At 64.3% G+C, this 25,762-nt stretch carries 28 protein-coding genes; 2 read left to right on the top strand and 26 right to left on the bottom strand.

Features of this window, described 5'->3' with window-relative positions; genetic code table 11:
• The 14 genes from BTO32_RS01400 to flhA form a co-directional block, all read right to left on the bottom strand.
• The gene (locus BTO32_RS01400) at positions 1–393 is read right to left on the bottom strand and encodes a DUF2802 domain-containing protein (RefSeq protein WP_076722973.1); all 393 of its coding nucleotides are present in this window, start codon (positions 391–393) and stop codon (positions 1–3) included.
• A 65-nt stretch (positions 394–458) separates the two neighbouring features.
• A complete protein-coding gene (locus tag BTO32_RS01395; protein ID WP_076722653.1) occupies positions 459–947 on the bottom strand; it encodes a chemotaxis protein CheW in 489 nt (162 codons plus the stop codon).
• A 135-nt stretch (positions 948–1,082) separates the two neighbouring features.
• Positions 1,083–1,832 (bottom strand): chemotaxis protein CheW, encoded by a 750-nt coding sequence (locus tag BTO32_RS01390; protein ID WP_076722652.1) that lies wholly within the window; start codon positions 1,830–1,832, stop codon positions 1,083–1,085.
• Positions 1,825–2,622, bottom strand: a complete 798-nt coding sequence (locus tag BTO32_RS01385) for a ParA family protein (RefSeq protein WP_076722651.1) — start codon at positions 2,620–2,622, stop codon at positions 1,825–1,827. Before BTO32_RS01385 ends, BTO32_RS01390 begins: the two co-directional genes overlap by 8 nt.
• Before the next feature lie 200 nt (positions 2,623–2,822).
• Positions 2,823–3,605, bottom strand: coding sequence for a flagellar motor protein MotD (gene motD / locus BTO32_RS01380; protein ID WP_076722650.1), 783 nt, complete (start codon positions 3,603–3,605; stop codon positions 2,823–2,825).
• A gap of 19 nt (positions 3,606–3,624) precedes the next feature.
• Positions 3,625–4,365 carry a flagellar motor protein gene (locus tag BTO32_RS01375; RefSeq protein WP_076722649.1) on the bottom strand — a complete coding sequence of 247 codons (741 nt, stop codon included), beginning with the start codon at positions 4,363–4,365 and terminating at the stop codon, positions 3,625–3,627.
• Positions 4,365–5,519 (bottom strand): protein-glutamate methylesterase/protein-glutamine glutaminase, encoded by a 1,155-nt coding sequence (locus BTO32_RS01370; protein ID WP_076722648.1) that lies wholly within the window; start codon positions 5,517–5,519, stop codon positions 4,365–4,367. The genes BTO32_RS01375 and BTO32_RS01370 overlap by 1 nt, the downstream gene beginning before the upstream one ends.
• Positions 5,520–5,554: 35 nt before the next feature.
• Entirely contained in the window at positions 5,555–7,690 is a 2,136-nt protein-coding gene (locus tag BTO32_RS01365; RefSeq protein ID WP_076722647.1) for a chemotaxis protein CheA, read from the bottom strand.
• A gap of 16 nt (positions 7,691–7,706) precedes the next feature.
• Positions 7,707–8,492 carry a protein phosphatase CheZ gene (locus tag BTO32_RS01360; protein ID WP_076722646.1) on the bottom strand — a complete coding sequence of 262 codons (786 nt, stop codon included), beginning with the start codon at positions 8,490–8,492 and terminating at the stop codon, positions 7,707–7,709.
• A 20-nt stretch (positions 8,493–8,512) separates the two neighbouring features.
• Positions 8,513–8,896 (bottom strand): chemotaxis response regulator CheY, encoded by a 384-nt coding sequence (gene cheY / locus BTO32_RS01355; protein WP_076722645.1) that lies wholly within the window; start codon positions 8,894–8,896, stop codon positions 8,513–8,515.
• Between the two features lie 153 nt (positions 8,897–9,049).
• Complete coding sequence (locus tag BTO32_RS01350) at positions 9,050–9,793, bottom strand: RNA polymerase sigma factor FliA (protein ID WP_076722644.1); 744 nt, start codon at positions 9,791–9,793, stop codon at positions 9,050–9,052.
• 38 nt (positions 9,794–9,831) lie between these two features.
• Positions 9,832–10,638: a MinD/ParA family protein gene (locus BTO32_RS01345; protein WP_076722643.1), complete on the bottom strand. Its 807-nt coding sequence runs from the start codon at positions 10,636–10,638 to the stop codon at positions 9,832–9,834.
• Positions 10,639–10,738: 100 nt separating this feature from the next.
• Positions 10,739–12,022, bottom strand: a complete 1,284-nt coding sequence (gene flhF, locus BTO32_RS01340; RefSeq protein WP_076722642.1) for a flagellar biosynthesis GTPase FlhF — start codon at positions 12,020–12,022, stop codon at positions 10,739–10,741.
• A 59-nt stretch (positions 12,023–12,081) separates the two neighbouring features.
• Complete coding sequence (gene flhA, locus BTO32_RS01335) at positions 12,082–14,262, bottom strand: flagellar biosynthesis protein FlhA (RefSeq protein ID WP_076722641.1); 2,181 nt, start codon at positions 14,260–14,262, stop codon at positions 12,082–12,084.
• Between the two features lie 244 nt (positions 14,263–14,506).
• Between flhA and upp the strand changes: the two genes are divergently transcribed.
• Together upp and BTO32_RS01325 are read left to right on the top strand one after the other, a co-directional pair.
• Positions 14,507–15,145, top strand: a complete 639-nt coding sequence (upp, locus tag BTO32_RS01330) for a uracil phosphoribosyltransferase (RefSeq protein WP_076722640.1) — start codon at positions 14,507–14,509, stop codon at positions 15,143–15,145.
• A gap of 2 nt (positions 15,146–15,147) precedes the next feature.
• Entirely contained in the window at positions 15,148–16,404 is a 1,257-nt protein-coding gene (locus BTO32_RS01325) for a uracil-xanthine permease family protein (protein WP_076722639.1), read from the top strand.
• A 62-nt stretch (positions 16,405–16,466) separates the two neighbouring features.
• Here BTO32_RS01325 and flhB read toward each other — a convergent pair whose 3' ends face one another.
• The 12 genes from flhB to BTO32_RS01265 all read right to left on the bottom strand — a co-directional run bounded on the left by flhB (position 16,467) and on the right by BTO32_RS01265 (position 25,695).
• A complete protein-coding gene (gene flhB, locus BTO32_RS01320; RefSeq protein WP_076722638.1) occupies positions 16,467–17,603 on the bottom strand; it encodes a flagellar biosynthesis protein FlhB in 1,137 nt (378 codons plus the stop codon).
• A gap of 20 nt (positions 17,604–17,623) precedes the next feature.
• Positions 17,624–18,409, bottom strand: coding sequence for a flagellar biosynthetic protein FliR (fliR, locus tag BTO32_RS01315; RefSeq protein WP_076722637.1), 786 nt, complete (start codon positions 18,407–18,409; stop codon positions 17,624–17,626).
• 3 nt (positions 18,410–18,412) lie between these two features.
• Entirely contained in the window at positions 18,413–18,682 is a 270-nt protein-coding gene (gene fliQ, locus BTO32_RS01310) for a flagellar biosynthesis protein FliQ (protein ID WP_076722636.1), read from the bottom strand.
• Positions 18,683–18,690: 8 nt separating this feature from the next.
• A complete protein-coding gene (gene fliP / locus BTO32_RS01305; protein WP_076722635.1) occupies positions 18,691–19,452 on the bottom strand; it encodes a flagellar type III secretion system pore protein FliP in 762 nt (253 codons plus the stop codon).
• Between the two features lie 8 nt (positions 19,453–19,460).
• On the bottom strand, positions 19,461–19,901 hold the full coding sequence (gene fliO / locus BTO32_RS01300; RefSeq protein WP_084206736.1) for a flagellar biosynthetic protein FliO: 441 nt from the start codon (positions 19,899–19,901) through the stop codon (positions 19,461–19,463).
• Positions 19,902–19,903: 2 nt separating this feature from the next.
• Positions 19,904–20,386 carry a flagellar motor switch protein FliN gene (gene fliN / locus BTO32_RS01295; protein ID WP_076722634.1) on the bottom strand — a complete coding sequence of 161 codons (483 nt, stop codon included), beginning with the start codon at positions 20,384–20,386 and terminating at the stop codon, positions 19,904–19,906.
• Positions 20,379–21,377: a flagellar motor switch protein FliM gene (gene fliM, locus BTO32_RS01290; RefSeq protein WP_076722633.1), complete on the bottom strand. Its 999-nt coding sequence runs from the start codon at positions 21,375–21,377 to the stop codon at positions 20,379–20,381. Before fliM ends, fliN begins: the two co-directional genes overlap by 8 nt.
• A gap of 35 nt (positions 21,378–21,412) precedes the next feature.
• On the bottom strand, positions 21,413–21,919 hold the full coding sequence (locus BTO32_RS01285; protein ID WP_076722632.1) for a flagellar basal body-associated FliL family protein: 507 nt from the start codon (positions 21,917–21,919) through the stop codon (positions 21,413–21,415).
• Between the two features lie 184 nt (positions 21,920–22,103).
• On the bottom strand, positions 22,104–23,204 hold the full coding sequence (locus tag BTO32_RS01280; protein ID WP_076722631.1) for a flagellar hook-length control protein FliK: 1,101 nt from the start codon (positions 23,202–23,204) through the stop codon (positions 22,104–22,106).
• A 76-nt stretch (positions 23,205–23,280) separates the two neighbouring features.
• Positions 23,281–23,628 (bottom strand): Hpt domain-containing protein, encoded by a 348-nt coding sequence (locus tag BTO32_RS01275; RefSeq protein ID WP_076722630.1) that lies wholly within the window; start codon positions 23,626–23,628, stop codon positions 23,281–23,283.
• Positions 23,621–25,393 carry a fused response regulator/phosphatase gene (locus BTO32_RS01270; protein WP_076722629.1) on the bottom strand — a complete coding sequence of 591 codons (1,773 nt, stop codon included), beginning with the start codon at positions 25,391–25,393 and terminating at the stop codon, positions 23,621–23,623. The genes BTO32_RS01275 and BTO32_RS01270 overlap by 8 nt, the downstream gene beginning before the upstream one ends.
• Positions 25,390–25,695, bottom strand: coding sequence for an STAS domain-containing protein (locus BTO32_RS01265; protein WP_076722628.1), 306 nt, complete (start codon positions 25,693–25,695; stop codon positions 25,390–25,392). The genes BTO32_RS01270 and BTO32_RS01265 overlap by 4 nt, the downstream gene beginning before the upstream one ends.
• Between the last annotated feature and the right edge of the window lie 67 nt (positions 25,696–25,762).

The raw sequence follows: 25,762 nt of genomic DNA, 5'->3' as shown, positions 1-25,762 counted from the left end.
TCAGGCGACCTGGCGTTTTCGTAATGCTGACACCAGTTCCGCCTCGGGACGGGAAATTCCGCACGTGTTCATAAGATCGTCGATATCTGCGCCCAGATCAACCAAGCGGGCCGCTTCATCGTAGGAAACCCGCAGCGGATCGTTCTGGCGCATTTCCTCAATGACGGTTTTCAGCTCATGCAGCTGCCGCTCGCACTGCACCAAGCGCTGGCCCACCCCCAGGCTGCCGCTGGTGGTGGCATGCACCTCCCGCCCGAGGGCGTCACAGCGTTCCTTGAGGGACGTGCGCAGGGCCCGGATCCGACGCCCCTGAACGATGCCCTGGATCACCAGAAGCACGATGGCGGCCACGGTGCACAACCACGGAAGTATGGCGGAAAGCTCTGGAGTCATGACGGACATCTCCCCTGTGATGTTGGTTCCCGGGGCGTCCGTCGCCTGTCTGCCCTACCCTGGGCCTACAGTGCTGCGATTTCCGCCCACTCGTCTTCGGTCAGCATCTTGTCGAACTCAACCAGAATGATGAGTTCGCCGTTCTTGTTGCAGACACCCTGGATGAACTTGGCGCTTTCCTCGTTCCCCACGTTGGGTGCCGTCTCGATTTCGCTGCTTTTCAGGTACACAACCTCGGCCACGGAGTCCACCAGGATACCCATCACCTGGTTCGCGGACTCCATCACCACGATACGGGTGGCGTCGGTCACTTCCGCGTCCGCCAGGCCAAACCGGCGGCGGGTGTCGATGACCGTGACCACGTTGCCCCGCAGGTTGATGATGCCAAGGACGTAGTCCGGGGCACCCGGTACCGGGGCAATCTCGGTGTAACGCAGGACTTCCTGAATCTGCATGACGTTGATGCCATAGGTCTCGTCATCCAGTTTGAACGTCACGTACTGCAGTACCTGATCATCCTGGGCCTGATTCTGCTGTCCGCTCGGGGATGCCATAGCGCTCTGTCTCCTCTGTGGCTGCCCGGCGGGCAACCTGATCGTCAAAAAAACATCATCAGTGCCCACATGCTATATGTAGGGCACAAACCGTGCCAGACCTGCACGGTTTCAGTCGGTAACGGTTCGCTACCGTCACTCCAGATCCAGGTGGTGCTCCCGTTCCGCCCTGGCGAGCAGGTCCGCCATGGTGCGCACGTCAATCAGCGCGCACATGTGATCGATCACCGTGCCCGCGAGCCAGGGCCGCTTGCTGCGGGCGGAACGCCAGCGCACCTGCTCCGGGCGCAGCGTGAAGGACTGGGCGACCTCGTCGCAAGCCAGTCCCCAGTCACTGTCATCCAGGCGGATGACAAACCGGTAGTTGTCCCGGGCATTGGCCGGCACCCGACCCGCCATGATCCATTCAGCGGTGTCCACCACCCGTAGGTTGTGCTCCGTGTCCGGCCGGATCCCCATGTACCAACGCGGGCTGCCGGGAATGGCCCGGATCTCTTCCTCGATGCGATGGATGGCGCCGAGCAGTACCAGGGGAACCGCCAGCTGCAACCCGGCCACGGTAAACAGCAGGCACTCGAACGGCTGCTGTGACCAGTCCGGCCGGGTCGGCGGGGCCGGAGTCCCGGCGTCCGACAGCGTCTCCGGAGCCGGTGGCGCAGGGGCAGCCTCGAGCACCGGTTCAGGAGCCGCCACAGGCGCCGGAGCCACTACCGGGGCCGATACCGGTGGCGCAGGCTCCTCCGCCACCGGCGTCACCGGATCCGGCTCGCTCCGGGTGTCTTCCTGCCGGGCGGCATCGGTGGCGCTGTGGAGCAGTTCATCCAGATAACTGGCGATGGCTTCGGCCGGGTCCACCAACGCTGTCAATTTTCCGTCGTCAACCATGACGCCGCTCCCTCGGGATTTCGGAGTGCGCCAGCAAATCGTTGAGCAGATGCGTATAGGCCCGCACGCCGTGGGTCTGGGTATCCAGGGCCGACGGCACCACCCCCGCCTGGCTGGCATCCCGGAACTTGGTGTCGACCGGGATGGCAAAGCGCCAGAGGCTGTCGCCGTATGTCTTGCGCAGCAGGTTGAGGCTCTTGACGGAAGCCTGGGTCCTGCGGTCAAACAGCGTCGGCACAATGGTGTACGGCAGGGCGTTCTTCTGGGACCGCATGATCATCTGCAAGGTATGCAGCATTCGTTCAAGCCCCTTGATGGCAAGAAACTCCGTCTGCACCGGAATCACCAAGTGCTGGGCCGCGGCCAGGGCGTTAACCATCAGCACCCCCAAGGACGGGGTGTTGTCCAGAATCACATAATCGAAGTCGTCCCAGAGCTGGGCCAACGCCCGAGAAATGATCAGCCCCATGCCCTCGGCGCCCACCAGCCGGCGCTCCAGCGTTGCCAGTGCGGTGCTGGCGGGCATCAGCGACAGCCCCGGACAGCCGGTCTCGGTGACCAAGCTCGCCGGCAGGCCCTCCGGTACCCGTCCCTGATTCTGGAACAGGCCGAAAACACTGCGCTGGACGGTATCCGGATCCAGGCCAAACCAGCTTGTCAGGGAGCCGTGGGGGTCCAGATCCACCACCAGTACGCGTTTGCCCCGCTCGGCCAGGAGTCCGCCCAGGGTGACCACGGTGGTGGTCTTGCCGACCCCACCCTTCTGATTGGCTACTGCCCAGATTCGCACGTACGTGCCTCCACATTCGCTCCGGAACGGCCCCGCTCCCGGTCTCGTCGTTCAAGGGTATTATCGGCCGCCACCCATGCAACTTGAACAGCGGACAACACAAGGTTCCGGCAAGGATTTGCCACAACTCGATCAGAACGGGGAACAGATACAGAATTCATGCCAGCCGCCGTTGACAGACCCCAGGGAACGGGCCCAGCTCAACGCATGGTACCCCGGATGCTGGCATCCCGGGAAATCAGCAGGACCACACGCCGGTTACGCCGTCGCCCCTCTTCGGTGTCGTTGCGCGCGACCGGCTGGTACTGGCCATAGCCCACCGCCGCCATCCGCTCCGGCTCGATACCCTCGCGGACCAGCATCCGGACCAGAGCCGCGGCACGGGCCGCCGACAGTTCCCAGTTCGAGGGGAATCGGGGCGTTTTGATGGGCTGATTGTCGGTGAACCCTTCCACCTTGATGGCGTTGTCGTGCCCCCGGAGCACGCGGGCGATCTTTGCCACCACTTCGAAGGCATCGTAGTGGGGCTCGGCGTCACCGCTGCTGAACAGCAGGCTGTCCGGCAGATTGAGCTCCAGCCACTGGTCGGAGGTTTCCAGGGACACCACGCCCTGATGGATCAACGCATCGAATTCCAGCGCCAGCCTGTCCGACATCGCCCGCAACGCCTCCACCCGCCCCTGCTCGTCCATGTCGGGATGGCGGGGGGCCTCGGCCACCGGCGGCGGAATCACCTGATCCGCCGGAGCACTGTCGGCGCGGCGCGGCTGGTCGCCCACCTCCACCGGCTGGAACGAGCGCTGGGGCGCGTTGAACACCCCGCTCATGGTCTCCGACAGAACCTTATACTTGCCTTCATTGATGGACGAAACCGAGTACATGACCACGAAGAAAGCGAACAGCAGGGTAATGAAGTCCGCGTAGGAAATCAGCCACCGTTCCCGGTTATGCAAGTCTTCGTGGGATTGCCTGCGACGCCGCATAGGAAAGGCCCGTGGTGAGTTACTGCAGGAATCCCCGCAGCCGCAGCTCGATGGATTTTGGGTTTTCCCCTTCCGCGATGGCGATCAGGCCATCGATCATCATGTCCTCGTAGCGGGTGCGCTCGCGGACGATGCCCCGCAACTTGTTGGCCACCGGAAAGAACAGCAGGTTCGCCAGGGCCACGCCGTAGATGGTGGCCACAAACGCGGTGGCGATGCCTCCCCCCAGGGACTGGGGATCTTCCAGATTGGTCATCACCTGGATCAGACCCATCACGGCACCAATGATGCCGATGGTCGGCGCATACCCGCCCATGGATTCGAACACCTTGGCAGACTCGAGGTCCCGTTGCTCCCGGTTTTGCAAGTCCACTTCCAACACATTGCGCAGGGTTTCCGGCTCGGCGCCGTCCACCAGCAGTTGCAGGCCCTTGCGGGCAAACGGCTCCTGTTCCCGGTCCGCCAGCCCTTCCAGGCCCAGCAGTCCCTGCTTACGCGCCTTGACGCTCCAGTCCACCACCTTGCCAATGCCATCCTCGAGACTGACATACGGTGGCAGGAACACCCACCGGGCCTGGGAGCATGCCCGTTTGAGCACCGGCCAGGAGGTCTGGAGGATCGTGGCTGCCAGGGTTCCGCCGATCACGATCACCGCTGCGGGGCCGTTGAACAGCGACCCCAGGGCGCCGCCCTCGAGCAGGTTGCCGCCAAGAATGGCCGCGAATGCCAGGACGATGCCCAGCAGGCTGAGGATATCCACTAGCAGACCCCTTCCACCAGACGCGGGCCGATCTCATCCAGCGACAACACCTCGTCACTGAGACCGGCCTTGGCCACCGCCATGGGCATGCCGTAGATCACCGATGACTTCTCGTCCTGGGACCAGACGTCGGACCCCGTCTGCTTCATCATCCGACAGCCTTCCTTGCCGTCTGCGCCCATGCCGGTCAGGATCACGCCCAGAGTCTTGCCGGGGAAGCTCCGCGCCAGCGAGCCAAAGGTCACGTCGACACAGGGCTTGTAGTTGAGACGCTCATCCCCGGGCAGAATGCGGATACGGGCTTGGCCGCCCCGGTTCTCCACCAGCATCTGCTTGCCTCCCGGCGCCAGCAACGCCAGCCCCGGACGAAGCAGGTCGCCATCCTCCGCCTGCCGGACCTGGATCTGGCACAGTTTGTTCAGCCGTTCCGCAAACGCCGGCGTGAAGCTGGCCGGCATGTGCTGCACCAGCACAATCGGCGCAGGGAAGGTGGCCGGCAGGGCGGACAGCACCTTCTGCAGAGCCACCGGGCCACCGGTGGAGGTGCCGATGGCGACGACGCTGTAGTGTTTGGCCGGGCCGTGGCCCCGGCGGCGGGGCTCCCCCTCCCGGGCCACAGTTTCCGGCCGGGAATCCGGCGCCGCCGGTTGCCGGCTCCGGAGCGAGGCCGAGGCGGCACGGGGGGGCGCAGGCCTGGCCGGTACCGTGCGGCCGCGCTCCGACGACGGTGCGGGCGCCGTGGCCCGGGCACCGGGCCGGCTGCGGGCAACATCCAGTACCCGCTGGATCAGAATGGTCTGGAGCTGGCTGGAATCCCGGGCGATCTCCTCGAAATTCTTGGGCAGGAAATCCACCGCACCGGCTTCCAGGGCGTCCAGGGTGACGCGGGCACCCTCATAGGTCAGCGAGGAAAACATCAGCACCGGTGTGGGCTGCCGGCGCATGATTTCGCGAACGGCGGTGATGCCATCCATCACCGGCATTTCATAATCCATGGTGATCACATCCGGGCGCAGCCGTTCGGCCATTTCCACGCCCTCACGCCCATTGGACGCCACCCCGGCCACCCGGATCTGCCCGGAGCCGGTCAGTATTTCGGTCAGCCGTTTGCGGAAGAACCCTGAATCGTCCACGATCAGGACGGAAACGGTCATCCTTGCTCTCCTAGCGCGATCCCCACCGGTACCGGTCAGCCGTAGTGCTGCAGCAGGCTGGGGACATCAATGATCAGTGCGATACGGCCGTCACCGGTAATGGTGGCGCCGGCCATGCCCGGCGTGCCCTGAAGCGCGCGGCCGAGCGGCTTGATGACCACTTCTTCCTGCCCGACCAGCTGGTCCACCACAAAACCGACCTGCTTGGTTCCCATGGCGACGATCACCACATGGGCGTTGTCCGGGGTATCCTGGGCAGCAGCGCCCTTCACCAGCCAGCGTTTGATGTGGAACAGCGGGAAAACCTTGTCGCGCACGACAATGCATTCGCGGCCGTCGACAATGTTGGTCTTGGTGAGGTCGAGGTGGAAAATCTCCACCACGTTGACCAGCGGCAGCGCGAAGGACTGGTCGCCCAGCATGATCATCAGCGTCGGCATGATCGCCAGGGTCAACGGCACCTTGATCAGGATCTTGGTGCCCTTGCCTTGCTCGGAGACGATGCTGATCTGACCGTTCAGCTGGCCGATCTTGGTTTTCACCACGTCCATGCCCACACCCCGGCCGGACACGTCGGAAATCTGTTCCTTGGTGGAAAAGCCGGCGGCGAAGATCAGATTGAAACACTCCTGATCGGTCAGGCGGTCGGCGGCATCCTGGTCGTACAGCCCCTTTTCCACCGCTTTCTGACGCAGCCGGTTCGGGTCCATGCCGGCGCCGTCATCCTCGATGGCCAGCAGGATGTGGTCCCCTTCCTGCTCCGCCGACAGGGTCACCGTGCCCATCCGCGGCTTGCCCGCCTTCTCCCGGACATCCGGCGGCTCGATGCCGTGGTCCACCGAGTTCCGCACCAAGTGCACCAGCGGATCGGACAGGGCCTCGACCAGGTTTTTGTCCAGATCGGTGTCCTCACCGTGCATGACCAGGTTGACTTCCTTGTTAAGGTTGCGGGCCAGGTCGCGCACCACTCGGGGGAAACGGCCGAAGACCTTCTTGATCGGCTGCATCCGGGTCTGCATGACCGCCGCCTGCAGGTCGGTGGTCACCACGTCGAGGTTGGCGACGGCTTTGTGCATCTGTTCATCGTCGCTGTCGGCGCCCAGGCGCTGCAAGCGGTTACGAACCAGCACCAGCTCGCCCACCATATTCATGATGTCATCCAGGCGCTTGGTATCGACCCGGACCGTAGTCTCGGCCACCGGGGCCGACTCCCGCGTCGGCGCCGCTGGCCGGGTACTGGCCTTGGCCGGTTCCGTTTTTTCCACTCTGGGCGTGGCGGCGGGTTTCGCCGGAGGCTCCTGCTTGGGCGAAACCGCTCCGGAGGGTGACGCCGGCCCGGAAGCGATCCCGGAGGGACTGCCGCCCTTGCCGTGCAGCTCATCCAGCAGTTTTTCGAACTCGTCGTCGGTAATGAGGTCGTCACCCCCGGCGGGCGGGGTTCCGGAACCCTCCCCGACGGAACCGGAAGCGGGCGCACCGCCGCCGGTCTTGGTGACCACGTCGCCGGAGAAACGCCCTTTGCCATGCAGCTGGTCCAGCAGCGCCTCGAATTCGTCATCGGTGATTTCATCGCCGCCGGCCGCGGTGTCGGACGCCTCCGGCGGCGAGCCGTTGTCGGCCCCGGCTGCGCCCGCCTCACCCTCGGTCAGGGCATCCAGCAGCTGCTCGAATTCATCGTCGGTGATGTCGCCACCGTCCTGGCTTTCCGGCACTGGCACTGCGGCCGGCACCTCCGGAGCGGGGCTGGCGGGCGGCGCGGCGGTTGGTGCCGCGCCGGCTTCCGCCGGCTGGGCCAGCGCGTCCAACGCGACGATCAAATGGTCCGGAGCCGGCGTGGGTTCCTCGTGGTTACGTACCTGCTCGAACATAGCGTTGACTTGATCGAGGGCCTCCAGCACCACGTCCATCAACTCGGCGTCCACCTGCCGCTTGTGGTTGCGCAGGGTGTCGAACACGTTCTCGGCGGCATGGCAGCAGTTGACAAGCGCTTCCAGCTGCAGGAATCCGGCACCGCCCTTGACGGTGTGGAAGCCGCGAAAGATGGCGTTGAGCAGGTCACTGTCGTCCGGATGCTGCTCCAGGTCCACCAGCTGCTCGGACAGCTTTTCGAGAATTTCTCCAGCCTCAACCAGGAAGTCCTGGAGGATCTCTTCGTCGGCATCTAACGCCATGGATTACCCTCTTTGCTCAGAAACCGAGACTGGACAGCAGGTCATCGACATCGTCCTGCCCGGACACAACATCGTCACGCTCTTCCGTGCGGATTTGCGGGCCCACACCTTCCTCCGCCGACACCGACTTGTCGTCGAGCTGATGCACCGTGCCGGTCAGCTGGTCGACATGACTGGCCATGACCACCAAGCTCAGCAGGTGTTCCTCCACTTCCTTGACCAGCGTGGTGACCTTCTGAATCACCTGGCCGGTCAAGTCCTGGAAGTCCTGGGCCAGCAAGATTTCCGACAGATTGCCATACAGGGTGTCGGCGTCGCCGGTCAGCTTGGAGAAGAAGGTATCGATGCGGGCGTACAGGTCCCGGAACTCGTCCGGCTGCATCTCCCGACGACGCAGTCGCTGCCACTCCTGTCGCAGCGCCGCCGCCTCGTCCCGCATGGCATGCGCCATCGGCATGCTTTCCTCAACCAGGTCCATGGTCCGGTTGGCGGCCTGGGCGGTCATCTGCACGACGTACTCCAGCCGGTCGGAGGCGTCGGTCATCTTGGAGAGGGCTTCTTTCTGCTCGGCGTTGCGGGGATCGATCTGGAAGTTGCGGATGGCCTCGTGCAAGCTGCGGGTCAGGCGCCCCACCTCCCGGTACAGGCTCTGATCCTTGACCTCACTCAGGTCGTTGATCAGGGACATGGCCCGGCCATAGTCGCCGGCGTTGACGCTTTCGGCCAGTTCCGCCGCCTGGCGCTGGAGCTTTTCGGTCACGTCCGGATCGAGCCCCTGATGGTTCTTCTTGCTATCGCTCATGAGAGCCATCCGACCTCTGGTTACTGAATGCGTTCGAAGATTTTCTCGATCTTTTCCTTGAGGACCGCGGCCGTGAAGGGCTTGACCACATAGCCGTTGACCCCGGCCTGCGCCGCCGCGACGATCTGGTCCCGCTTGGCCTCCGCTGTCACCATCAACACCGGCAGGTTTTTCAGGTTCTCATCGGCGCGAACGGCCTTGAGCAGGTCAAATCCCGACATGCCCGGCATGTTCCAGTCGGTGATCAGGAAGTCGTACTTCCCGCTCTTGAGCATCGGTAACGCGGTATTCCCGTCATCCGCTTCGTCGGTGTTGCTGAAGCCGAGATCGCGCAGCAGGTTCTTGATGATCCGTCGCATTGTGGAAAAGTCGTCCACAATGAGGATTTTCATGTTCTTGTCCAATGGGACCTCCAGTAACTAACACCCGGAATACATTTGGCCTGAGCACCGAAACTCTGGCAAGCCTTGGCTTTTGCCGTCTATTGTCAGGCGTTTGGACCGGTTGTAAAGCGCCGGTTACCAAAAGCTACACACTGAAAATGGGCAGCGACGGATTCAGGCATCCTCCGCATCCCGCCAGTCCGTCAGACGCCCCCGCAACCGGAGCGCCGCCTGGCTGTGGATCTGGCTGACCCGGCTTTCACTGACCCCGAGCACGGCCCCGATTTCCTTCAGGTTCAATTCTTCCTGGTAGTAAAGGCTCAATACCAGCTTTTCACGTTCCGGCAGCGCGTCGATGGCCTGCGCCAGGCTGCGGCGAAATGCCTCCGAAGACAACCCGTCCAATGGATTGTCGCTGCTCTCTGATTCCTCTATCGGCAGCTCGCCGGATTCTTTGAGCTCATCCAGGCTAAAAAGTCGGCCGCTGCTGGCGTCGGACAGGGCCGAGTGGTAGTCCGGCAGCGCCATGCCCAGTTCCTCGGCCACTTCCCAGTCCTGGGCCTCCCGCCCTTCCCGATCCTCCACTGCCTTGATGGCCTGGGCGATCCGGCGCGAGTTGCGGTGCACGGAACGGGGCACCCAGTCGCCCTTGCGGATTTCATCGACCATCGCGCCGCGAATACGGATGCCGGCGTAGGTTTCGAAGGTGGCGCCCTTGGTGGAGCTGTAGCGTTGCGCGGCCTCCAGCAGGCCGATCATGCCGGCCTGCATCAGGTCTTCCAACTGAACCGAGGCCGGCAGACGGGCCATGAGGTGGAGAGCGATTTTCTTGACCAGCGGCGCGTGTTCCTCAACCAGCCGTGACGGGCCCGAGGCTCCGGCTTGGTGATACATTCCCAGGTGCTTCGCCAATGTCATGCGTCCGGTGTTGTCGTTGGCTGGTTCCCGACTCTGGCCTAGACGAGCCGCTCCACAAAGAACTCCAGGTGACCACGGGGCGTGGACGGTAACGGCCAGCTGTCGACCTTGTCCGCAATCGCCTTGATGGCCAGCGAGGCCTTGGCACGCGGATAGGCGTCCAGTACCGCCCGCTGCCGCTGCACCGCCTTTTTAACCGCCTCATCGTACGGCACCATACCCACGTATTGTAGTGCCACATCCAGAAAGCGCTCGGTGACGCGCGTCAGTTTCTCATAAAGGTGCCGCCCTTCCTGCTCGCTGCGTACCTGGTTGGCGAGGATGCGAAAGCGGGTCACGCCGTAGTCGCGGTTCATAAGTTTGATCAGGGCGTAGGCATCGGTGATTGAGGTGGGCTCGTCGCACACCACCAGCAGCAGTTCCTGGGACGCCCGGAGGAAGCTGACGACGGATTCGGAGATACCGGCGGCGGTGTCGACGATGAGCACGTCGATCTGGTCGCCAAGTTCACTGAACGCATTGATCAGTCCGGCGTGCTCCATCGGACTGAGCTGCGTCATTCTCTGGGTGCCGGAGGACGCCGGCACAATCTTGATGCCGCCGGGCCCCTCCACCAGGACATCCCGGATGTCGCACTCGCCGGCCAGCACATCCTGCAGATTGCGGTTGGCGGTGATGCCAAGCAGGACGTCGATGTTGGCCAGCCCGAGATCCGCGTCCAGCAGAACAACCCGGCGCCCTTTCTGGGCCAGGGCAATCCCCAGGTTCACGGAGATGTTGCTCTTGCCGACCCCACCCTTGCCACCGGAAACGGCGATGACCTGAACCGGATGCGCTTTGCTCATACTCTTTCCAGTCTCTTGCCCAGTTTCTGCCACGGGCCCTTGTTATTGATACGACGCCAGACTCACGCAGGCACAACACCACCGGCCCATGGCCAGGGGCTTATGCCCCTTCCGCCACCGTCCGCTGCGGCTGAAGCCGTTTCAGACGCTCGACGGCCAGACGCACCAGGGGAGCCGGTTCCGCGTGGTGCAGGTCCTCGGGTATTTTCTGACCGTTGGTGTAATAGGCCACGGGCAACCCCGTTTCCATCACGAACCCCAGGGATTCGCCCAGGGTCAGGGCCTCGTCGACCTTGGTCACGACGCACCCCGCGAGGCTTGCCATCTTATAGCAATGCCAGACAGATTTCATGATACGCGGCTGGCTGGTCGCGGACACCACCAAGTGCGTGCGCACGCCGTGCCGGCTGCGGGCCAGTTCCGCCAGCTGTTCCTGACAGCCGCGGTCGGAGGGCGTCAGACCGGCGGTGTCGATCAGCACCAAGTGGCGGTCGGACAGTTCGTCCAGTATATCGTCCAGGCTGTGGCTTTCGTCCACCACCCGGACCGGCACGTTCAGGATACGCCCAAACACGAACAGCTGCTCGTGGGCGGCCACGCGATAGCGGTCGGTGGTCACCAGCGCCAGGGCATCCGGACCATGGCGCAGCACGTAGCGCGCCGCCAGTTTGCCGATGGTGGTGGTCTTGCCAGAACCGGTAGGCCCGACCAGCGCGTAGACGCCCCCCTGGTCCAGCCACTCCTGACGGGATGTCCGGACACCGGCAGCCAGCATTTTCAGCGCCTGCTTCCAACCGTCCTCCAGGCGTCCGGCCTTGTGCCGGCGTGACAGTGTCGCCGCCAGCTCGGCACCCAGCCCGAACTCCTGCAGCCGCTCCGCCAGACGCTGTTGAACCGCGCCCAGCCCCGGCCGTGGGGCGGCGTCCGGCTGCTGGCCGCGCACCAGTTCACGCAGGGAGCTGATTTCCTCGCGCATCCGCGCCAGCTCCCGGGAGTAGTCACCGGCCGGAGCCGAGGCCACCGGCGCCGGTTCGTCGGCCATGGCACGGGCCAGGCCGAGATCGTCCAGCGCCATGGTCTCGGCCGGTTGGCTCCGTTGTTCGCGGATCTCCCGGATGCGCTCGCGGGAACGCTGGAGTTCGTCCTCCAGGCGCCGGTGCTGCTCCGCCTGCAGTTCCGCAAGGCGCGCGCCGCTGGTCGCTTCGTCGGCTTTTTCTCCCAGCCGCTGCCGCGCCATGTTCTCGTCGTAGTCCAGGGCCGTCACGATTTCGACGCCGCCGTCCACCCGGCGGTTGGACAGGATCACGGCATCCGGCCCCATGTCCTGGCTGACCTGCTTCAGCGCCTCGGCCATGGTCCGGGCGAAAAACCGTTTCACTTTCATGCTGATTCATCCTCCCCGCGACGGGCCCCGCGCCCGTCGCCCTGATGTCCGGCGGCAAGTTATTGCCCCACGGACGCCACGATGGTGACCTGTTTGTTGTCCGGAATCTCCTGATAGGACAGCACATGCAGCCGCTCGACACCGTAACTGGCGAACCGGGCCAGCACCGGGCGCAGCGGCGCCGACACCAGCAGGATCGCCGGCTTGCCGAGCATTTCCTGACGCTGCACGCTGTCCTGCAGTGAGCGCTGCAGCTTCTCCACCATGTTCGGCTCCAGCACCATGCCGATGTCGTCCTGAGCGCCGGATTGTTGACTCTGCTGAACGGACTTCAGCAAGATCTGTTCCAACTCCGGATCCAGGGTAATGACCGGTATTTCCGGATCGTTGCCACACAGGCTCTGCACGATCATCCGCTTCAGCGCGAGCCGGGCGGCCGCGGTCAGCACTTTCGGGTCCTGACTCCGGGGGTGAACATTGACGATGGCCTCGGCGATCGAACGCATATCGCGGATCGGCACTTCTTCCCGCAGCAGGTTCTGCAGCACCTTCAGCAGGACGCTGATCGACACCGTCGTCGGCACCAACTCCTCCGCCAGCTTGGGCGAAATTTTTTCCAGTTGATCCAGCCACTTCTGGGCCTCTTCGTGGCCGATCAGCTCATGAGCGTGCTTCTGCAGGATCTGATTGAGGTGGGTCGCCACCACGGTGCTGGCATCCACCACCGTGTAGCCCAGGGACTGGGCCTGATCCTTCCGGTCCGGCTCGATCCAGCAGGCGTCCAGGCCAAACGCCGGGTCCTTGCCCTCAATGCCCTCGATCTTGCCGAACACCTGGCCCGGATCGATGGCCAATTCCCGGTCCGGGTGAATCTCAGCCTCGGCGATGGTCACGCCCATCAGCGTGATACGGTACACGTTCGGCATCAGGTCCAGGTTGTCCCGAATGTGCACGGAGGGCATCAGGAAGCCCAGATCCTGGGACAGCTTCTTGCGCACGCCCTTGATCCGGCTCAGCAACTGACCGCCCTGGGACTTGTCCACCAGGGGAATCAGGCGATAGCCCACCTCCAGACCGACGATGTCCACGGTGGCGACATCATCCCAGCCCAACTCCTTGGTTTCCGCCGGACCCGGCAGCGGCTGGGGCGCCTCGGTGCCACCGGCGCCACCGGGCAGGTCGCGTCCCGGCCCCCGGGCCACCCCGGCACCGCGACCGCCGCGACCGGGAAAACTCCCCTCCTCTTCCACCGTCTGTCGTTCCCGCCGCCAGATGTACCAGGCAGCGGCTCCGGCGATGGCGCCCAGGCCCAGGAACGCCAGATGGGGCATGCCCGGGATCAGACCAAGCAGCACCAGGATGGCGGCGGCGATGGCCAGGGCCTTGGGAGCGCTGAACATCTGCTGGATGATCTGATGCCCCATGTCCTGGCTGGAGGTCGCCCGGGTCACCATGATCGCGGCCGAGGTGGACAACAGCAGCGACGGAATCTGAGCCACCAGGCCGTCGCCGATGGTGAGCAAGGCGTAGCGCTGCATCGCCAAACCGAAATCCAGGTCGTGCTGCAACATGCCGATGGCGACACCGCCGACAATGTTGATCACCAGAATCAGCAGACCCGCCACCGCGTCGCCCTTGACGAATTTCGAGGCACCGTCCATGGACCCGTAGAAGTCGGCCTCCTGGGCGATCTCGCCGCGACGCTGTTTGGCTTCTTCCTGGTTGATCAGGCCGGCGTTGAGATCGGCGTCAATCGCCATCTGCTTGCCGGGCATGGCATCGAGGGTAAAGCGGGCGCTGACCTCGGATACCCGGCCGGCCCCCTTGGTGACCACCAGGAAGTTGATGATCATCAGAATCGCGAACACCACCAGGCCAACGGCGTAGTTGCCACCGATCAGTACCGCGCCGAACGACTCGATGACCTTGCCGGCGGCATCGCCACCCTCGTGGCCATTGAGCAGGACGATCCGGGTCGAGGCGACGTTCAGCGCCAGGCGCAGCAGCGTGGCCACCAGCAGCACCGTCGGGAAGGCGGCGAACTCCATCGGTCGCATGGCGTATACGCACACCAGCAGGATCACGATGGACAGGGTGATGTTGAAGGTAAAGAACACGTCCAGCAGGAACGCGGGCACGGGCAGAATCATCATGCCCAGCAGTCCCATCAGCAACAGGGGAATGCCCAGGTTGCCACGCGTCAGGGATTTGACGTTGTTGAGGACCAAAGCTCTGTCCATCACGGGTTACGACTCCGACTGGCTGCGCCTGCTGGCGTTCGGGGGACGAAATTCCGACACTCGCGCGTCGTCTGGGGGAGTTGTGGCAAGATCCGTACCACTCCTTACCCAGGGGCGCGGTTTTTCCCGGACAAACGCCTGACGCGTCCGCCGAGATACGGTATCCTTGCGCCATTTGCGCGCGAACCGCCGCAACGCCGTATCCGTATTCCAAAATCCTAACCCCAGACACACAGGTGACCCCATGCCAATCCACGAGGTACGACACCCCCTGATCCGCCACAAACTTGGCCTGATGCGTCGGGCCGATATCAGCACCAAGAACTTTCGTGAGCTGGCACAGGAAGTTGGCGCGCTGCTGACCTACGAAGCCACCAAGGATTTCAACCTGCAAGAGAAAACCATCGAGGGCTGGGCGGGCCCGGTCACGGTGGAGCAGATTCAGGGCAAGAAGGTGACCATCGTTCCCATCCTCCGGGCCGGCCTGGGCATGCTGGACGGCGTGCTGAGCCTGATTCCGGTAGCCCGGGTCAGCGTGGTGGGCCAGATCCGTGACGAGGAAACCCTCGAAGCCAACACCTACCTGGAAAAACTGGTGGGCGAGCTGGATCAGCGCATGGCGCTGATCGTGGACCCGATGCTGGCCACCGGCGGCTCGATGATTTCCACCATCGACCTGCTCAAGCGCGCCGGCAGCACTGAAATCCGGGCGCTGGTCCTGGTGGCGGCGCCCGAGGGCATCCAGCGGGTGCTGGAGAAGCATCCCGATGTGTCCATCTACACCGCGTCCATTGACGAGCGCCTGAACGAGAAAGGCTACATCCTGCCGGGTCTGGGGGATGCCGGCGACAAGATCTTCGGCACCAAGCAGAAGGACGTTTGACCATGCAGGACCACGCTCAAGACCCGGTCTGGAAGCAGGCCCTCGCCGGTTCGCAGATGCTGCTGGTGGCCTTCGGCGCGCTGGTGTTGATGCCGCTGATCACCGGCCTGGACCCGAACGTTGCCCTGTTCACCGCCGGCATCGGCACCCTGATTTTCCATCTGGTGACCGGTGGTCAGATTCCGATCTTCCTGGCCTCGTCCTTTGCCTTCATCGCCCCCATACTGGCCGCCAAGACCCGATTCGGCCTGGAGGAAACCCTGGGCGGACTGATGGCCGCGGGGCTGCTGTATGTCGCGCTCAGCGCCGCCATCAAGCTGCGTGGCACCGGTTTCATCTCCCGGCTGCTGCCACCGGTGGTGATCGCGCCGGTGATCATGACCATCGGCCTTGGCCTGGCCCCCATCGCCGTGCACATGGCCTCCGGACGGACCGGTGACGGCTCCGCCGTGCTGGTGCCCTACGACACCGCCATCTGGGTGGCCATGACCTCGTTGCTGGTCACCATTGTGGTGGCGGTCTGGGCCAAGGGCATCTTCCGCATGATTCCGATCATGTTCGGGGTGCTGGTGGGCTACGCCCTGTCTGCCGTTCTCGGCATTGTCGACACCTCGCCGATCGCCGAGGCCCCCTGGTTCGCGGTACCGAACTTCGTCACGCCGGAATTCAGCTGGAGCGCCGTGCTGTTCATGCTGCCGGTGGCCATCGCGCCGGCCATCGAGCACATCGGCGACATCCTCGCCATCGGCAACGTCACCCGCAAGAACTACCTGGAAAAACCGGGCCTGCACCGCACCCTTCTGGGCGACGGCCTGGCCACCAGCGCCGCCTCCATGCTGGGCGGACCGCCCAACACCACCTACTCCGAGGTGACCGGCGCGGTCATGCTGACTCGCAATTTCAACCCGAGGATCATGTGGTGGGCGGCCATCGTGGCCATCGTGCTGGCCTTTGTCGGCAAGTTCGGCGCAGCCCTGCAGACCATTCCGGCACCGGTCATGGGCGGCATCCTGTGCCTGCTGTTCGGCTCCATCGCGGTGGTGGGTCTGAATACCCTGATCCGCAACCAGGTGGACCTGTCCCAGTCCCGTAACCTCGTCATCGTCGGTGTCACCCTGGTGTTCGGCATCGGCAACCTGGTGCTGGGTCAGCTGGAAGGCATTGCCCTGTGCGCGGTGGTTGCCGTGGTTCTGAACCTGGTTCTGCCCGGCAGCAAGGAAGCCTGGGGCAAGCGCGTCAACGAACCGGCCACGGACTGAGCGCTCCCTCCGCTTCCCGCCGCCCGACCGGGCGAGCGGGAAGCCTCCCCCGCCCCTCGCGATCACACGTCACGCCGCATCTCCGGCGGAATCGGGAAGTCCGGCATACCCGGCTTGGGTGCCCGCCCCCTGCGGAACTGGCGCAGCTGGAACACATAGGCCAGGACCTGGGCAATGGCCATGTACAGGCCGTCGGGAATCTCGTCGCCCAGCTCGGTGTTGTGGTAAACCGCCCGCGTCAGTGGCGGCGTGCGCAGAATCTCCACCTTGTGCTCGCGGGCGATCTCCATGATCTTGAAAGCCACTTCGTCCGCACCCTTGGCCACCACGACCGGGGCCGCCATGGTCTTCTGGTCGTATTTCAGGGCCACGGCGTAGTGGGTCGGGTTGGTGATGACCACGTCCGCCGTGGGAACATCCTGCATCATCCGCCGCTGGGCCATTTCCCGTTGCAACTGGCGAATCCGGCCCTTGACCTCGGGCTTGCCCTCGGTGTCCTTGTACTCGTCCTTGACCTCCTGCTTGGTCATGCGCAGCTTCTTGCGGTGATCGTATATCTGGAAAGGCACGTCGATGGCGGCGATGACCACCGTGGCAGCAGACAGGAAAAAGAAACTCCAGCCCAGGGTCCACAGGACATGGGCCATCGCCGGCAACACCGGCTCCTCGGCGATACTGAGCAGATCCTCGGTGCGCAGGTCCAGAATCAGCAGGGCCACGGCCATCACCAGGCCCACTTTGGCGATGGCCTTGGCCAGTTCGATCAGGGAGCGCAGCGAAAACATCCGCCCCAGCCCCTTGATCGGATCCAGGCGGCTGAATTTCGGCTCGATGGCCTTGCCGCTGAACAGCAATCCGCCGAGGGCGACGGAGCCGGCGATCGCCGCCACCAGCAGCAGAAGCAGAATCGGCGCCAGAGCCAGAGCGGCCTCCCGGGCCGAGGCCAGTAACTGGAGACTCATGTGCCGCGTGTCAAAGATGGCGGAGCGCTCCAGTGTGAAGCTGTCGCGCATGATGGCCTCCAGCGCCGCCCCCAGGTGGCTGCCAAACATCAGCAGGCCGCCGGCGCCCGCCAGCAGCACCGCCATGGTGGCCAGCTCCCGGGAACGGGCGGTCTGTCCTTCCTCCCGAGCCTTCTCCAGGCGTCGGGGGGTGGCCTCTTCGGTTTTTTCCTGGCTGTTGTCGTTCTCTTCCGCCACCCGGCCCCCTCGTCACGGTCTCAGGGCTGCCCCTGCAGCCGTCGCATGAATTCAAAGGTTTCCCGCGAATACTGGTCGAAGTGAGGCAGGAAATTCGCGTGCAGCACCCAGATCGCGAACAGGCCGAAAATCAGGCCAATCGGAAAGCCCAGGGCAAAGATGTTCATCTGCGGCGCCGCCCGGGTCATCACACCGAACGAAATGTTGACGATCAGCACCGCGGTCACCGCCGGCAGCGCCAGCAGCATGGCGGAGGCGAACATCCAGGAGACCCGGTGCGCCACCTCCCAGACCCCGGCCTGGCCCAGCCCGTCCAGACCGATGGGCAGGGTACGGAAACTCTCGATGAACACGTCGAGCGCCACCAGATGGCCGTTCATTGCCAGGAACAGCAGTGTGATGGTGATGGTGTAGATCTGCGACAGCACCGGCACGTTGACGCCATTGGCCGGGTCCACCATGGACGCAAACCCCAACCCCATCTGCATCGCGATCATCTGGCCGGCAACCACGAACAGTTGCCAGAGTGCGGTCAGGGCGAACCCCAGGCCAACGCCGATCAGGATCTGTTGCAGCGTGATCACCACCGCGTCCGCGCTCAGGGCCTCCACCTGGGGCACCGGCGGGATCATCGGTACGATCAAGACGGTCATCAGCAGCGCCAGCCCCAGGCGCACCCTGGCCGGCACCAGCTGGGTACCGAAGATGGGGATCACCATCAGAAAGCTGGCCACCCGGAACAGCGGCCACAGGTGCTGGCCCACCCACTGGCCGATCAGGTCCGCGCTCAGGGCCGACGGCAGCATGGCCTAGCCAATGAGGTAGGGAATGCTGGAGATCAGGCGGTGGGCATGATCCAGCAACTGGGTCAGCATCCACGGCCCCGCGACAATGATGACGATCAGCGTCACCAGCAACCGGGGCAGGAAGCTGAGCGTCTGCTCGTTGATCTGGGTCGCCGCCTGAAAGGTACTCACCACCAAGCCGACAACCAGGCCAGGGCCGATGATCACCGCGGACAGCAGGACGATCAGCCACAGCGCTTCACGCAGGATGTCGATCACGGTTTCCGGGGTCATGGCACCTCCTAGAGCCCGTAACTGGCGGCCAGGGTACCCATCACCAGGGCCCAGCCGTCCACCAGAACGAACAGCATGATCTTGAATGGCAGCGAAATGATGATCGGTGACAGCATCATCATCCCCATGGCCATGAGCACACTGGCCACCACCATGTCGATGATCAGGAACGGGATGAACAGGATAAAACCGATCTGGAACGCTGTTTTCAGCTCACTGGTGACGAACGCCGGCATCAGTACCCAGAAGGACACGTCCTGGGGCGTGTCGTACTGAACGTCGGCGATCCGCATGAACAGTGCCAGATCGTCCTCGCGGGTCTGGGCCAGCATAAACGCCTTGAACGGCCGACTGGCCAGCTCCACCGCTTCCAGGGAGGTCACCTGTTCCTGCAGGTAGGGTTGCAGCCCTACCCGGTTGGCCTCCTCCAGCACCGGCTTCATGATGAAAATGCTCAGGAACAGGGCCAGGCCCAGGAGGATCTGGTTGGAGGGCGTGGCCTGCAGCCCCAAGGCTTGGCGCAAAATCGCGAACACCACAATGATGCGGGTGAACGAGGTCATCATCATGAGCATGGCCGGCAGGAAGGTCAGCGCCGTCATCAGCGCCAGAATCTGCAGCGTGACTGAATACTCCTGGGTACCCTCCGTGGCCCCGGGGGTCACGGTCAGGGCGGGAATGCCGGGCAGGTCGGCCAGGGCCAGGGTCGGCCAGGCCAGGCCGGAAAGCAGCAGGGCCAGGGAGAGCCAGCGGAAGGGTCGGTACACCATGGTGCGCTCTAGTCCTTGTCGGGCGGGGTCCGGGAACGGCCCATCAGGGCCTGGAGATGGCGGGCGAAATCACCGGAGCCGGCCTCCGGTGCGGCCGCCACGGGCGAGTCGAACACATGCAGGGTGCGCACCGTGGAGGGGGTGATGCCCAGGAGGATCTGCTGCCCCCCCACATCCACCAGGGCGATCCGTTCCCGGGCACCCAGGGCCATCACGGAAACCACCCGGATGACCTGGTTGTTGACCCCGCCCATGCCCGTCATGCGCCGGACCAACCAGGCACAGCCGTAGATGACGGCGATCACCGCCACCAGTCCCAAGCCGAGGCTCACCAGCGTGCCCAGGGTATCGGGAGCATGCGCCGCCGTCCGGGAGGCGGCGCCGGCGGTCTCTTCCGCCGTCAGCGGCGGCGCCGCCAACAGCAACGCCAGGGCGATCCGGCCGCGCATGGCTATTTCTGCAACCGCTTGATGCGCTCGGACGGGCTGATCACGTCGGTCAGGCGGATACCGAATTTCTCATTCACCATAACCACCTCGCCATGGGCAATCAGGGTGCCGTTCACCAGCACGTCCAGGGGTTCGCCGGCCAGACGGTCCAGTTCGATGACCGACCCCTGGTTCAGCTGCAGCAGATTGCGGATGGGAATCTGGGTGTTGCCCACCTCCATGGAGATGGTCACCGGGATATCCAGAATCACATCCAGATCCGGCGTATTGCCACCACCGGCGGGGCTGTCGCCGAACTCCTCCATGGGGGCCGGACGTACATCGTCCCGGGGCTGCTCCGCTTCCGCCTCGGCCATGGCCGCCGCCCACTCGTCGTCACGATCAGCGCCGGCGTCCTCAGCTTCCTCCATGGCAGCCTCCCATTCCGCCGCCAGTTTTTCGTCTTCGGACAGTTCCTGATCGTCTTTTTTGTCGTCGTCAGCCATGTCGCCCTACCTTCAGCTGTTTTTTGACCTTTGGCAGTGTCGCCTTGTCGTGAATCTTCAGCGCCAGTTTTCCGTCACGGGTACCCAGGGTGGCCTTGTAGACCGGAATGCCGTTGGCCGTGACCGTGAGAAATTCGGGGATCTCCACCGGGATGATGTCGCCCTCCTTGAGCTTGGCCACTTCCCGCAGGGAAATGCGTCGACGGCAGACATCCGCGTTGATGGGAACATAAACATCCTTGATGTCCTCCTGCAAGGCATTGACCCAGCGCTCGTCGACATCGTCAATGTCACTCTGGACGCCGGCATCGAGGACATCCCGGATCGGCTCGATCATCGAGTACGGCACGGCGAAATGCAGCTCACCACCACCACCGTCGAGTTCGATGTGGAAGGTGCTCACCACCACCACCTCGCTCGGGCTGACAATGTTCGCCATCGCCGGGTTCACTTCCGAGCTCAGGTATTCGAAGTCCACCTTGAGCACCGCGTGCCAGGCTTCCGACATGTCATGGAACACCTGGTTCAGGACCATCTGGACGATCCGGGTTTCGGTGGGGGTGAATTCCCGCCCCTCGATCTTGGCGTGCCGGCCCTCGCCGCCAAAGAAGTTGTCCACCAGCTTGAACACCAGCTTGGCGTCGAGAACGAACAGCGCCGTGCCGCGCAGCGGCCGGACCTTGCACAGGTTCAGGCTGGTCGGCACGTACAGGGTGTGGACATACTCGCCAAACTTCATGATCTGGACACCCCCGGTGGAGACGTCGGCGTTCCGTCGCAGCAGGTTGAACAGGCTGATCCGGGTATAACGGGCAAACCGCTCGTTGATCATTTCCAGGGTCGGCATGCGACCACGGACGATGCGGTCCTGGCTGGCCAGGTCGTACGCTTTGACGCCCGAGTCGTCGGTCTCTTCGTAGGTGTCGATGTCGCCGTCATCCACCCCGTGGAGCAGCGCGTCAATCTCGTCCTGTGACAGTAAGTCCTGCATAACTGGTCCTGTCGCCGGGAAGCCGGGCCGGCTCCCTATTGCACCACGAAATTCCGGAAAAGCACCCGCTCGATCGGCGGCTGGCCTTCCCGCTCCAATACCTGGTTCACCGTTGCCAACATCCGCTCGGCCAAGGCGCGGCGGCCCTCCGGCGTCTGCAGCTCGGTGAAGTCGCTGTTGCTCAGCACCATCACCAGCTGGCTGCGAATCAACGGCAGGTGCAGCTGAGCCGCCGCCAGCGCGTCAGGATTCCGGGCCTCGAACGACAGGTAGGCCTGGGCGTACCGCTGGCGCCCCTCCGACTGGATCGTCGTCACCAGTGCCTTTTCTATGTCAGCATAGGTGCTGGGAACGAAGCTTTCCTCGACCTCACCGGTGGCGGCTTCGTCATGATCCCCGCTCGCTAGGCTGCCGCCCAGGAACCACAGGGTTCCGGCCACCGACAGCGCGATCGCCAGGATCACCACCAGCACGATCAGGAGGATCAGTTTCAGCTTGCCTTTCTTGGCGGGTGCCGCTTCGGATGCGTTGTTGTCAGCCATACTCTTCGCTTCGCCGGAAATCCGTCACGTTCCGTTGTTTGCGTGACGTTTGGAAGGACTATGCAAAGGCCGAGCCAGAACGCCCACCCCTGCGATTCGGAATCCGCAGTTTAGCCTTGAAGCGAGGCAATGGGCAAAATCATCTGCGGCTGGCCGGGACCGGCCAGCCGGGAAAGAGCGCGGGTCAGGCGAAGACGTCCACCTCGCCGTTCCAGCTGAGATCCAGGTGTCCGGCACGCTGCTCGGGCTCCACGCCGTCAAGCCCCGGCGTGTGGGCGGCCGCCGGTTCGCCGCCCGGACCATCACCGGAGGACTGGCCACCGGACTGATTGCCCGGCTGGTCGGAAACATCAAACCGCGCCAATGACAGTCCCTGCTCTCCCAGCATGTCCCGAAGCCGGTGGGAATGCAGCTCCAGCTGGTCCCGAACCACCGGATTGGCCGCGTGCACGGTGATATTGGCCTGTTCGTTATGGACCCGTACCTTCACCTCCAGGGGGCCCATGTCCGGTGGCGTCAGGTGAATTTCCGCCACCGACAGATTGCGGGCGGTCAGCCAACTCAACTTGCCCACCAGCTTGTCACCCCACTCGGCATGGCCCACCGGAACGTCCACCGAGGTGGCGTAGCCGCGCAGGGGCACGGCCGATTCAGCGGCGGTACGTTGGCTGGCGGTCAGCGTGGCATTTTGGGACGTTAGGTCCAGGTTGCCCTGGAGGCGAAGGCCCGCCCCGGTCGGGCTGGTTCCGTCCGCGGACCGGGGACTGTCGTTGCCTGCCATGGTCCCCAGGAAGGCGTCCAGAAACTGCCCCGTGGCACCGGAGGACGTCGTGCCCGTCCCCGCCGACGAGGTCCCCGCCAACAGGCCGACACGGGGGAGCTGGCCCGCCGCCGGCAGTTCGGTGCCATCCTCACCGGGACTGGCCGACAGGGCCGCCTGCAGTTCCGCGAACGTGATGGGGACGTAGACCGGGGTCGCGTCGGCCTCGGCATCCTCAGAGGCGGCCTCCCGGTCCGTGGTGGTGCCCGACGGCTCGGCCACCCCCCCGTCGGTGGTGGTTTCCCGGGGCGGGTCGGCGTCCTCACGGGCCGGGGCTTCCGGCGGTCGTTCGCTTTGCTCCGCCGCTTCGCTCTGGCGCCGGTCCATTCGCTTGCGCTCCGCCTGGGAGACCGAATCGAACCGGCTGTCCTCGGTCTTCGAGGCCTTGCCGGCGCTGGCCTTGCCGGCGCTCCGCTCGAGGCCGAGCTCGGCGGGGGTCTGTGGAAGTACCATCTGTTGTGGCATGGCAACCTCTTGCCGCTTTTCGGTTGACTGTCATTCGCTGACGTCACCACTGCAAAAGCGATGCCACTCGCAGACGTCACCGGACCGAGAGCCCCTCCAGCAGACCGGTAACCACCGCGAATTCCGCCTCGATGTCCGCCATCAGGGCCTGGGCCCGGGCCAGATCAGCCACCTTGCCGGCCTGTTCCGCGGCCTGGCACAGGTCTCCGAGCCGGGGGGCTCCGATGTTGATGCAGCTGCCCTTGAAACTGTGGGCGGTCCGGGCAACGGCATCCGCGTCGCCGGCGGCCAGCGCCTCCTTCAGGCTGGCGATGCGATCCCGTGAATCGGTCAGGTAGGTTTGTATCAGGACCTCAAACTCATCCTCCATGACGTCCTGCAGCTCGGCCAGAGCTTCTTCGTCAAGGTGTGGTTTCTCAGTCATCGCGTCCCCCTGCTGCTGGTGGCGGGCATCCGTCCGTGATTGAAGGGGCGGAGGGTAACCGCCAGTCGTAGACGATTTCCACACAATTGCCCCTGCCATGAAATGTGACCGTTCTGGCCAGGCGTTTCAAGAGCATCAGCCCCCGGCCAGCGTATCGCGGACCGTCGCCAACCGGACCCGAGTCCCTGGCCACCGGGTGATTGGCGTGGTCGAAACCGTCACCCGTGTCCTCACAGGTTACACGCAAGCGGCCCCCCCAGGGTTTCCGGGCATGATGCAGACGGAAGACAATGCCGTGGTCCGACACCTCCGCCAGCCGCCGTTGCCGTTCTCTGTAGTATTGACCAAACCCGTCCGGGCTGCGTTTCCAGTCCGACGGCAGGCGCAGAATGCCGTGTTCCAGGGCGTTGTTGTACAGTTCCGACAGCAGCAGGTACACCTCACCGCTGCGGGCTCTCAGGCCGGGTACCTCCATGCAGATGTGCAGCAGCAGCGGCAGCGGGTTGAACTCCGCCAGGGTCGACCCGCGTACCTCGTACTCGCAACGCCATTCCGAGGGGCCGGACAGCGCCGAGGACTCCCCCGGTTCCGGCCGCAGCGCCAGCCCGGTCCGGTCGATCATGTCCAGGGAAAACAGGGTCAGGTCGTCCGCTTCCCGGGCCCGGTGACTGAAGTCGGCCATGGCCTGGAACACCACATCGAACGGGTGCTCGCCTTGCTGCCGCCGGCGCAGGCACCGGCGCACGCCGGCCTCGCCGAACAGCGTGCCGTCGCTGGCCTGGCACTCCAGCACACCGTCGGTCATCAGCAGCACGGTATCGCCGGTGCTGGCGGGGTACGCGGTCAAGTCGGCCCGGAACTGTTCCGGCGGCAGGATGCCCAGCGGCAGGTGGCGGGACGGCAACGGCCGGGGCGAGGCCCCCGCCCGGAACAACCAGCCTTCCGGCAGGCCACCGTTCCAGATGCCAATCTGTCCCGCCTTGAAGTCCACCTCCAGCATGGCACCACAGCAGAACATGCCGATCGGCAGAATGCGCTTGAGCTTCTGATTGATTTCCCGCAACACGTCGGCACCGGAAAACCCTTTGGCGGCCATGCCGTAGAAGATTTCCGCCACCGGCATGGCCCCCATGGCCGCCGGCAGCCCGTGGCCGGTGAAATCCCCGAGAAAGACCAGCAGACCACCATCCGGCCGGGGCGAGGCGAACAGGACGTCGCCGTTGAAAATCGAGAGTGGCGAGGCGTGATAGCGGATGTTGGCCGCGTCCAGGCAGCCGGTGTGGGCGACATTGTCGAACACCCGGCGGGCCGTGGTCTGCTCGTCCAGCAGCTGCCGGTTGCGCTCCCGGGCCAGCGCGTGCTGCTCGGCCAGGGCCTCGTGCATCCGGCGCATCCGGTCGAACGCCTTCAGCTTGGCGTCCAGAATGATCCGGTTGTACGGTTTGGTCAGGAAATCATCGCCGCCGGACGCAAGACATCGGGCCAGATCCTCGGCGTCGGACAGGGAGGTGAGGAAAATCACCGGCACCAGCCGGTCGCCCGCCAGTGACTTGATCTCGCGCGCGGCTTCCATGCCGTCCATCCGGGGCATCAGCGCGTCCAGAAGTACCAGATCGGCCCCCTCCCGGCGGAACAGCTCGACCGCTTCGGCACCGTCCCTGGCAGCCTGAACCCGGTGACCAAGGCGACACAACAGGGTTTTCAGTATCAGCCGGTCCGAGTCGCTGTCATCGGCGATCAGAATCCGGAGGCAGGAGGGCGTCACTTGATCGCGAACAGCTGCTCGAAGTTGGAAATGGCCAGGATGCGGCGCACATCGTTGTTGCAGTTCCGGATCGAGATCCGGGAGCTGTCTCCACCCGCGTGATCCCTCAGCAGCAGCAACATGCCCAGGGCGGAGCTGTCGAGATAGGTGGTGTCGGACAGGTCGATCACGTAACGGTCCACCTTGGAGCCCCCATGCTCGTAGGCGTCCCGGAACGCCTGGTGGGTGCTGAAATCAAACCGGCCCTCGATCCGGATCACCAGCGTATCGCCGTCGTCCGCAAGGCGTGTATGTATCGGCATGCAACTACCTCCAAACCAGTGACAAACCCATGGGTGTGGCTTTCGTGGCAATTCTGGCGTGCCCCGG

The organism is Marinobacter lutaoensis, from assembly GCF_001981305.1.
GTDB lineage: Bacteria > Pseudomonadota > Gammaproteobacteria > Pseudomonadales > Oleiphilaceae > Marinobacter > Marinobacter lutaoensis.
This window is presented reverse-complemented; position numbering and strand designations above follow the sequence as displayed.

Bases quoted from the DNA above. Each gene is read 5' to 3' on its own strand.
- fliN (WP_076722634.1), bottom strand. From the start codon at position 20,386: ATGGCTGACGACGACAAAAAAGACGATCAGGAACTGTCCGAAGACGAA.
- fliM (WP_076722633.1), bottom strand. From the start codon at position 21,377: ATGCAGGACTTACTGTCACAGGACGAGATTGACGCGCTGCTCCACGGG.
- BTO32_RS01350 (WP_076722644.1), bottom strand. From the start codon at position 9,793: ATGACATTGGCGAAGCACCTGGGAATGTATCACCAAGCCGGAGCCTCG.
- BTO32_RS01390 (WP_076722652.1), bottom strand. From the start codon at position 1,832: ATGGTTGACGACGGAAAATTGACAGCGTTGGTGGACCCGGCCGAAGCC.
- BTO32_RS01400 (WP_076722973.1), bottom strand. From the start codon at position 393: ATGACTCCAGAGCTTTCCGCCATACTTCCGTGGTTGTGCACCGTGGCC.
- motD (WP_076722650.1), bottom strand. From the start codon at position 3,605: ATGCGGCGTCGCAGGCAATCCCACGAAGACTTGCATAACCGGGAACGG.
- BTO32_RS01395 (WP_076722653.1), bottom strand. From the start codon at position 947: ATGGCATCCCCGAGCGGACAGCAGAATCAGGCCCAGGATGATCAGGTA.
- BTO32_RS01325 (WP_076722639.1), top strand. From the start codon at position 15,148: ATGCAGGACCACGCTCAAGACCCGGTCTGGAAGCAGGCCCTCGCCGGT.
- BTO32_RS01370 (WP_076722648.1), bottom strand. From the start codon at position 5,519: ATGACCGTTTCCGTCCTGATCGTGGACGATTCAGGGTTCTTCCGCAAA.
- BTO32_RS01280 (WP_076722631.1), bottom strand. From the start codon at position 23,204: ATGCCACAACAGATGGTACTTCCACAGACCCCCGCCGAGCTCGGCCTC.
- flhA (WP_076722641.1), bottom strand. From the start codon at position 14,262: ATGGACAGAGCTTTGGTCCTCAACAACGTCAAATCCCTGACGCGTGGC.
- BTO32_RS01285 (WP_076722632.1), bottom strand. From the start codon at position 21,919: ATGGCTGACAACAACGCATCCGAAGCGGCACCCGCCAAGAAAGGCAAG.
- BTO32_RS01360 (WP_076722646.1), bottom strand. From the start codon at position 8,492: ATGAGCGATAGCAAGAAGAACCATCAGGGGCTCGATCCGGACGTGACC.
- fliP (WP_076722635.1), bottom strand. From the start codon at position 19,452: ATGGTGTACCGACCCTTCCGCTGGCTCTCCCTGGCCCTGCTGCTTTCC.
- fliO (WP_084206736.1), bottom strand. From the start codon at position 19,901: ATGCGCGGCCGGATCGCCCTGGCGTTGCTGTTGGCGGCGCCGCCGCTG.
- BTO32_RS01365 (WP_076722647.1), bottom strand. From the start codon at position 7,690: ATGGCGTTAGATGCCGACGAAGAGATCCTCCAGGACTTCCTGGTTGAG.
- flhF (WP_076722642.1), bottom strand. From the start codon at position 12,022: ATGAAAGTGAAACGGTTTTTCGCCCGGACCATGGCCGAGGCGCTGAAG.
- BTO32_RS01345 (WP_076722643.1), bottom strand. From the start codon at position 10,638: ATGAGCAAAGCGCATCCGGTTCAGGTCATCGCCGTTTCCGGTGGCAAG.
- upp (WP_076722640.1), top strand. From the start codon at position 14,507: ATGCCAATCCACGAGGTACGACACCCCCTGATCCGCCACAAACTTGGC.
- fliQ (WP_076722636.1), bottom strand. From the start codon at position 18,682: ATGACCCCGGAAACCGTGATCGACATCCTGCGTGAAGCGCTGTGGCTG.
- BTO32_RS01265 (WP_076722628.1), bottom strand. From the start codon at position 25,695: ATGCCGATACATACACGCCTTGCGGACGACGGCGATACGCTGGTGATC.
- BTO32_RS01275 (WP_076722630.1), bottom strand. From the start codon at position 23,628: ATGACTGAGAAACCACACCTTGACGAAGAAGCTCTGGCCGAGCTGCAG.
- fliR (WP_076722637.1), bottom strand. From the start codon at position 18,409: ATGCTGCCGTCGGCCCTGAGCGCGGACCTGATCGGCCAGTGGGTGGGC.